The 6,000-nt window shown below is 60.4% G+C and carries 2 protein-coding genes and 1 tRNA gene; 2 read left to right on the top strand and 1 reads right to left on the bottom strand.

From position 1 onward, the window contains the following. The first annotated feature begins 284 nt into the window (after positions 1-284). Both GFM02_RS31395 and GFM02_RS31390 read left to right on the top strand, forming a co-directional pair. A complete protein-coding gene (locus GFM02_RS31395; protein ID WP_168273147.1) occupies positions 285-1,805 on the top strand; it encodes an ATP-binding protein in 1,521 nt (506 codons plus the stop codon). Positions 1,806-1,927: 122 nt separating this feature from the next. Then, positions 1,928-2,004, top strand: a tRNA-Arg gene (locus GFM02_RS31390). A 489-nt stretch (positions 2,005-2,493) separates the two neighbouring features. Here the strand turns inward: GFM02_RS31390 and GFM02_RS31380 are convergent. Beyond that, complete coding sequence (locus GFM02_RS31380; RefSeq protein ID WP_168273146.1) at positions 2,494-5,994, bottom strand: DEAD/DEAH box helicase; 3,501 nt, start codon at positions 5,992-5,994, stop codon at positions 2,494-2,496. Positions 5,995-6,000: the final 6 nt, after the last annotated feature.

Below are 6,000 nucleotides of genomic sequence, written 5' to 3'. Positions count from 1 at the left end.
GCCCCAAACCCCTCCCCACAAGGGGGAGGGGCTTAATCTGTCGCACTGGCGCTTCCCACTTCGTCGTTTCATCCGCGGAAAGGCTGATATTTGCTGCGCGGGCGCCGCAAATTAGTCCCTCCCCCTTGTGGGGAGGGGTTGGGGAGGGGCCTTCCTCCTCTCGAGCGGCGTTTCTTTGTGACGACGTGACGCTGCTCGCAAAGATTTGAAAGCGGAGCATCTTGGTCTAATATAGAGCTCAACGGTAAGGGCGGCTGAAGTGCTGCCGATCGGGCGAGACGAGAATGCCGATAAGAGACCAGGGCGACAATCCTTCGGCGGAAATCCCCGCGGCCGGCGAGACTGCAAGGGCGCGGTGCCCGCCTGCCCGCCTGTTCGGCGGCCTCTCCGGCAAGCTGCTCTGGCTCACCGTCTTCTTTATCATGCTCGCCGAAATCCTGATCTTCTTTCCCTCGGTCGCCAGCATGCGCTTGCGCTGGCTGCAGGACAGGCTGAACACTGCCGCTGCCGCTGCCATCGTCATCGATGGGCTGCAGCCCGTCGAGCTGCCGCGGGCGCTGCAGAAGGAGACGCTGGAGGCGACCGGCACCAAGGCCATCGTGCTGCGCAAGGAGGGCACCTCGCGGCTCTTGGCGACGACCGATATGCCGGCCTCCGTCGATGAAGCCTATGATCTCACTGACGTGCCGCCGGTGACGGCGATACGCGACGCACTCGACACGCTGGTCTTCGGCGGCAGCAGGATAATCCGCGTCTACGGCCCCGTCGGTGACACCAACACCGGCGTCGAGGTGGTGATGAAGGACCGGCCGCTGCGCACGGCGATGTTCGCCTATTCCCGCAACGTCCTCTTGCTGTCGGTGCTGATCTCGCTGTTCACGGCGACGCTGATCTTCTTTGCGATCAACCGTATCCTCATCGGCCCGATCCGCCGGCTGACCGGCAGCATGCAGCAATTCTCCTCCGATCCCGAGAACCCCGCCCATATCTATATCGGCGACGGCGGCCGCGACGAACTGGCGGTCGCCGGCCGCAACCTCACCTCGATGCAGATGGAGCTGCAAAAGACGCTGAAGCAGCAGAAGAACCTTGCCGCTCTCGGCCTCGCCGTCTCCAAGATCAATCACGACATGCGCAATATCCTGGCCTCTGCGCAGCTGATGTCAGACCGGCTGGTCGATGTCGACGACCCGATGGTGAAAAGCTTCGCCCCGAAACTCTTGCGCACCATCGACCGCGCCGTCGGTTACACCACCGAGGTGCTGTCCTACGGCAAGGCGAGCGAATCCGCACCGCGCCGCCGCCATATCCGCCTGTTGGAACTCACCCAGGACGTCAAGGACATGCTGGCGATCGATCCGCAAAGCGGCATCGAATTCGCAGAGCAGATCGGCGCCGAGCTTGAGGTCGATGCCGATGGCGAACAGCTCTTCCGCGTCATCCACAATCTCTGCCGCAACGCGCTGCAGGCGCTGACGTCGCCGGGCGAGGGCGGCCAGGGCTCCATCAGGCGCATCACCGTTTCCGCCCAGCGCGTCGGCAGCGTCGTCAGCATCACGGTGGATGATACCGGCCCCGGCATGCCGCTAAAGGCGCGCCAGAACCTTTTTGCCGCCTTCCGCGGCTCCGCCCGCTCCGGCGGCACCGGCCTTGGCCTCACCATCGCCCGCGAGCTGGTGCTCGCCCATGGCGGCACGATCGCGCTGGTGGAAAAACCGACGGTCGGCACGCAGTTCCGCATCGAGATCCCCGATCGCCCGGTTTCGCTGGAGGATTACCGCAGCCGGACGCATATTGATAAGTAACGGGGTTTGGCAAGGCGCGGCCGCGGGCAGACAAAGACGCGATTTTTTCAGAAATGCTCTTGCATTGTCCTGAAGGACGTTTTAGAGGATCGCCACGCAAGCGGCACCGCCGCATTTTGCACGCACCCGTAGCTCAGCTGGATAGAGCACCAGACTACGAATCTGGGGGTCAGGAGTTCGAATCTCTTCGGGTGCGCCATTTCTCTTTCATGAACGGCAAACTCAAATCCGCCGTTCAAATCCTTCATTCCGTTTGTATCTCAGCCTATCGGCGAAGGTCAGTTTCAGCACCGCGCGGCGATCCTCCAGTCTCCCCGAGTTCCAGAGATTCCAAGGGTTTGAGAGGAAGTCGAGCGCCGTTCTAAGTGTTTTATCGAAGCTTGCCTTTTGACGGCCCGCATTGGCGACCCGTTCATGGATCACAAGCTTCTTCTCTTCTCTTCGTGCGAATGCGATTTTCGTAGGCCGTGATCACGCTCGGCAGGCTGGCGTCAAGAATCGTTCAGGCATCTGTGCGCTACGCCGCCTCGGCCTCGCTCATACCCGGCTTGCCGATGCCACCTGCGGCACGATCCGATTGAAGCTGTTGAAGATCGGCGCGCAGGTCCGCGTCTCAGTCCGCCGCAATGGGCTTTCGCGCCCCTTGACCACGACCGCCGTTTCGGTGGCGGCCGTTCCATGAACGGCCTCAGTCGAGGAAATCGTCGAGCGACTGGAACACGCCTGCAGTTTTCCAGAGCCCCCGATTACCGACGACGTAAAGCGCCTCCTTGGCCCTCGTCGCCGCTACGTTCAGCAAATTGGGGCGGCCACCGGCCCAGCCGCGAGCGCCGCGCTGCTGGACGTCGGGAGCGCCTAGGATGAAGAAGACGGCTTCGGCTTCACGGCCCTGAACGGTGTGGACCGTCCCCACGCGGTCACGAACCCACTGGTAGGGGTTCTCGACCCAACCATCGAGCACACCGCTCGTCCGCAACGCTTCCCGCATGCGATCCTGCACTACCACGAACGGCGTCACGACATAAAAGTCGGGAACGCATCCGTTGTCCCTGAGCTGGCGCAACAGTGCCAGTAGCGCAGTGCCTTCTTGCGGGCACCATTTTTCCTGTCCGCGTCCTTCGACATCGATCCATCTGGATGGGCCGAGAACATCGCGGATGGCGGAGGGCTTTTCGACCTTCGCCTGGACCATCAGATTCTCGTAGGCGATGGAATTCGAAATGCCGAACATCGGCTCGGCACAGCGACGATGGACGAGCAGCGGAACACCGACTTCGCGCGTTCCGAACTTTGTCTCGAACGTGCCGTAATATTCGGTGGCGCTGTCAGCCAATGTCTGAGCGGAGGCTCCGGGCGCATTATAGACCAGCGGATCGATCCCGAATTGATGGCACATGGCTTCGGTCAACTGGTCGGGCAGGACGACAACCGGCTCGATCTGGATAGGGTCGCCCACGACCATCGCCCGTTGCGTCCGTATCAACGCACCGATAGCCGCCTGCGGCAAAGCCTGTCCCGCTTCGTCCACAAGCAGCCATCCGAAGGATTCCGGCCCGATTTTTGCGAACATCCGCGAAACCGAGGCAAACGTTGTGGACACCACCGGCACCAGCAGGAATAGGGTGGACCACATGTCGGGGATGAGCGCGTCCTTTTCCGGACTGCCCAGCGAGCGTGTGCCGAAGCCGTCCAGCAGCACGTTGAGATTATGCCGGATCGGCTTGGCAGCAGCATCGACGAAGGCTTTGTGCAAGGCCATCGCTGCTTCGAATACATCATTGCGAAGGCGCGCCGTTGTAGCGTCCAGCCAAGGTGCGCTTTTCTGCTTCTCCTGATGACGCTGATCGAAGAAGTCATCCGAGATGAACGTGCCGGGATACAGGCGGGCAAGGTCTTCGCACGCACTCCGTTCGCGATTCACCGCCTCGGTCAATCCGGCGATCGAGGCCTGCATCTTTTGAAGCTCGCCATTGACCCGCGCATGTTCGGACACTTTGGCATCGGCGTCAGCCGTCAGTCGCGAAAGGGTCGTCTGTTCGGATGTCAGCCGCTTCGCGATGATGTCGTGCGCCGCAAGCCATGAGCGATGGGTCTGCGTGCCGAAAATGCGGCTGAAAAAGCCCGGACGGACGTTGAAGGAAGCGGCGCGGTCCCGGTCCAGTGCTTCCACGATGCGCTTTTGGTTCTCGAATGCGGATGCCGCGCTGCGGGCGCGTTCCGTCATCTGCGCCAATAGCGGGGCCATGGCCTCGACTTCGACGGCGAGGCCATTAATCGTCTCTTGCTTCTGCCGGATGGAGCGCAAGAGATCATGGGCTTTTTGCAACTCGGCCAACTTGGCTTTGGCAGATGCGTCCACCTTGCGGAAATGCTGTCGGGCCTTCTTCCAACGCCGCAACGCCTCGTCATGATCCTCCGGAGCATTTTCCTTGACCACAATGTGCGGTGGCCTTTGTTTCGTCCCGGTTTCCGTCTTCTCGGTGATGAACTGCGGATTGCCGCTTGCCTGCTGCAAATACCTCTGGAGGCCGACATCCTCGTCCCACCAAAAGGTTTGCCGGAAATCGCTTCTGTTCTTGCCGTTGCCGAGAACCGCCGCGACTGCACCCCAAGTGTCGCGCAGCAAAAGTGCATCCGATACCGTCTTGAAATACCGCAGGCCGTCGGCATCTGCCGCTATCGCCTGCATGGCGGGCAGTTCGGCGCTGACATTCTCAACCGCTTTGTTGTTCGAGGAAGCGACGATCATCTCGTAGCCCCTGATCTTATTGTCCATGCGGTATAGATGAACGAAGGCATTTCCCTTCTTCAGCTTTTGCCCGGAATGGATGAAGGCGTTTTCCGGCTCGTCATAGGTGCAAAGCACCTCCGCCCGCTTCGTGACAAGGGCAGCGATAACGTCGCGAAGGAGCGTCGTTTTTCCCGTGCCTGGCGGGCCGTTCACCGCCAGAATGCCGTCCGTCTTCAGATCGTGAAGGGCGAGATTGACCGCGCATTGCTGAAGAAGTGCTAGCGGGTGTCGCCCTTCGCCCGGCCATGATCCTAATGGAAATTTCTGAGGTTCCAGTGCATCGGCAAGCGCCCCGTTATCCTTCATCAGGTTGCGACGGCTACGCGGTTTAAGGACACCCAGATAGCGCTTGAGGTTTGGTGTCGCCTTGCCGGAAGTGACGAGCGAGCGGGCTGTTGCAAGATCGTCAAGGAAGAACGAATTGAGTAGGATCGATTCCGGTGGGTCTAGCAGCTTGAAATACTGAAAGGACTTTACGGCAAAGGCCGGTGGCTTGGCGAACGGTGCCGAAAGACCGATTGTTTGGATAAGCCAATCATAGGCATTCTGAATAGTCTTTCGCGTGAGCGGCAACGCGTTGCCGTCCTTGTCTTCGACGGTCACTCTCGCCATCAGGCCTTCCAAGAGCGCCTTTTCCGCCTGCGACCATTGCCCGAGATCGCGCAGCTTGCCGCTCAGTGCCACCGGAATTCCCCAACCGAAACTGGAAATGGAAACAGCCTCGTTCTCCACGGGGCGGCCATCGCGATCCACCATGATTGTGGCAAGGACCGCCTCGCCGCGCGCTTGCGGACGCTCGGCGCGGCTGTCGGTGTAAACTGCCAGCAAGGCAGAGACCGATGCTTCCATATCGATGCTGCCGAGAATGACTTGATAATAGAGTTTCTGGTTGGGGCGACTTTTCTCACCGCCATTCTCCCAGGGAAGGATCTCCTTGTCGATCGGAGCGACGCGGTATCGATCCCCGCCCGCTAAATCTTCGGGCTTGCGGAAAGACGGCGGAGACAAAACCTCCATCGCGGTCCATGCCGACAGGACGTTTGCGGTGTCGTTGCTGACAGGGAGGCGTTCAAGTGGTGCGCGGGTCGCTATCGGCGCGGCGTCTTTCGGGATTGCAGTCTCTTTTGGAGGTGCGATTGCAGGTCGATCAACAGCGGCGATAGCGATGGCCGGCGAGCGATCCGAAGTTGTTTTGTGGTTCTCGATAGGTGCTGCCGGTCGTTGACCGGTCGTGCCTTTGGCGTGCACGGCACGTTGCCGCAGTTCCTGCGCGCGTTGGGTTTTTCGTTCAGATAGCTCATCGATCAGATCGCCAAGAAATTGCGGATCTCCGCGCCGTTGATCGAACAACTGTTCAAGTTCCGCCACGCCTTTTTGTATCAACGGTCTTTTTGCCATGCCACG

The sequence above is a fragment of the Rhizobium leguminosarum bv. viciae genome (assembly GCF_012276115.1).
GTDB classification, from domain to species: Bacteria; Pseudomonadota; Alphaproteobacteria; order Rhizobiales; family Rhizobiaceae; genus Rhizobium; species Rhizobium leguminosarum_T.
This window is presented reverse-complemented; position numbering and strand designations above follow the sequence as displayed.

Excerpts from the sequence above, each read along its gene's own strand:
- GFM02_RS31395 (WP_168273147.1), top strand. The coding sequence starts at position 285 with ATGCCGATAAGAGACCAGGGCGACAATCCTTCGGCGGAAATCCCCGCG.
- GFM02_RS31380 (WP_168273146.1), bottom strand. The coding sequence starts at position 5,994 with ATGGCAAAAAGACCGTTGATACAAAAAGGCGTGGCGGAACTTGAACAG.